Raw genomic sequence first — 2,173 nt, forward strand, 5'->3', positions numbered from 1 at the left:
TGACTTGCGCCAAGTTGGCGAAACGCAATACAAAGGACCGGTTGGTGGTTGCCAGCCGCCAGGGCCCACGGCCGTCTTGCCGCGGAGTAACGATCACTCCGTGATCGGCCAGCACCTCTGCGGCAAACTCTATGCTTTGCGGTCTCCCATCGCAAAAGTAAAGGCGCAAGACCGTGTAGTTGTTTGCTCGATTATGAAACTGGCCGAGGCCGCCATCGCCAAGAAAGTACCCTACAAGCCATGCCAGGCGCTCATCCAGCTTTAAGCCCTCCACCTCATGGTACTTCTCAAACGGCCAGGCATCGCGTATCGAGCGGTTGGGAGCCGGGAGGATGTCACCGGGCTTTAACTGATCGGCGTGACGCTCGACCATGCCGTCTCCTGTATGAACGATGAACGGGTGCCAGGCGCTTGTTGTTACCACCGTGCCGTCGCCGCAGCGCACCGTATATTGCTCGTCCGCCGGCACATCGTACTGCCAGAGATGAGTGACCTGCTTTGGCACAAAACGTCCTGTCTTCGGGTCCATGGCTGGCGTATAGATGTTGAGACTCGTCACGTCCATAACTCGATGATCCTCGCCTGGTATCTCGGGGATACCGAGCGCCTTCACGCGCTCATACAGCGTTTCAATCTTCTCCACGCCGCAGAATGTAGTGTAAATGTGAGCATCGCTCGCCGTGCAGCCCCCACCTGTCTGGTGAACTATTGCCATATATTTTACGGCGTCGAAAATCTCGGGAACCGAGTCGTTGACCGGTATCACGAAACACGCCGCCAGCTGTCCGAGCGCAGTGCCTGCGTTCATCAGCGTAGGTGAGTTCGGTAAGAACTCGAAGTTCGCCATTATGGTATAAAATTCATCTTCGGTAGCTTTTACATCGGCTTTAGGATTGTGCAGCAGGTCTGATGCAGCCAGAGCTATTGCAACACGCCTGAATAACTGGCTCGGGGTTTCAACAACGTTTCCTTGATCGTCCTTTATCAGGTATCGCTGGCTGAGTACCTTGGCCGCATTTACGCTTACTTTTACCTCGTCGGGGGGCACGCCGACGAACTTTCTAGCCGCTCTAACATTCGCCCTCATTTGGCGGTAGAGTATATACGCCTTGGCAACCTCCGGATAGTCCTCGTCGATTAAGGTCCGCTCGACGATATCTTGAATCTGCTCCACGCTTGGGATCGGATTTTCTTCGGCCCCGGCCTCAAGCCGCTCCGTCACCTTTTCCGCCAGGCTCGCAGCAAGGATGCCATCCGGGTGGTTGGTGGCATTGAGCGCCTTATGTATGGCATTCGCGATTTTTCCGATCTCAAAATCTACTACCCGGCTGTCTCGCTTACGAACCTTTTTAATTAAGTGCTCTTTCATCGTGTTCACCCACTAAGACCGTTTAAATAAACTGTAAACCATTATCTTAGCACGTACCAGCCTTGCACTTCTTGCTCTTTTATAACTCAAACGTGCAGTTTTCAATCAGCGGCGCTGAGTTTACCGTCTTCTGTCTTTCAGTAAACTCACTATCTTAAGCCTTGAGTTCTTTTGGCGGGTAGTACATAGAGGCCGGTATCTCCTCTATGTTATTTGGGTGGGGTTGGATGTGTGCGGATAAATGCGGCCGGATGGCATATTGTGCATTCGGTAGACACCTCATTCTTCTGATGGCAATCCACGCACAATGACATCTTTATTCTTGAGTTATAGCCCTTAACTCCTGGGTGACTTACCCTGTTGTGACAAAAGGGACAACGAAGGCCGGCTTCTATGTGCGGATCGTGCTCGAATATAAGCGTGCTTGTTGATACTCTTCCCGGTGATCGATGACAGGGAATACATCTGGATGATGGCATCTCTTGACTTATACGACTTCCTTTGTTTATGGGCTTCTGATATGTGTTTGTAAAGTGATAGTACACTTCTTTAAGTGCGCTTACCTTACCAACGATAAAATTGCCGGCTCCTGGCCCGATATGGCAGGTTTCGCAGTCTACCGTTTTATGAACTGAAGATTTCCAGGCCTGGTAATCGCTCTTCATTTCGTGGCACGTATTGCAGTAGCCCGGTGCCGAAGTCACAAAGAGCGCCACCACTAAAACGAGCCCGAGGCCAACAACTACAATAGCTGCTATTATTACGTTTCTTCGGTTAACTCTCATTACACTTCCCACAAAACCG

General features: G+C 51.4%; 2 protein-coding genes. Both read right to left on the minus strand.

All coding sequences use genetic code 11. The features are described 5' to 3' along the window. A partial coding sequence (locus COY37_RS07925) for a ribonucleotide reductase N-terminal alpha domain-containing protein (protein ID WP_286977113.1) occupies positions 1-1,369 on the minus strand: 1,369 nt, incomplete at its 3' end. Between the two features lie 209 nt (positions 1,370-1,578). Beyond that, on the minus strand, positions 1,579-2,173 hold a 595-nt coding region (locus COY37_RS07930; RefSeq protein ID WP_286977117.1), incomplete at its 5' end, for a NapC/NirT family cytochrome c.

The organism is Candidatus Aquicultor secundus (genome assembly GCF_002791875.1).
Taxonomy (GTDB): domain Bacteria; phylum Actinomycetota; class Aquicultoria; order Aquicultorales; family Aquicultoraceae; genus Aquicultor_A; species Aquicultor_A secundus.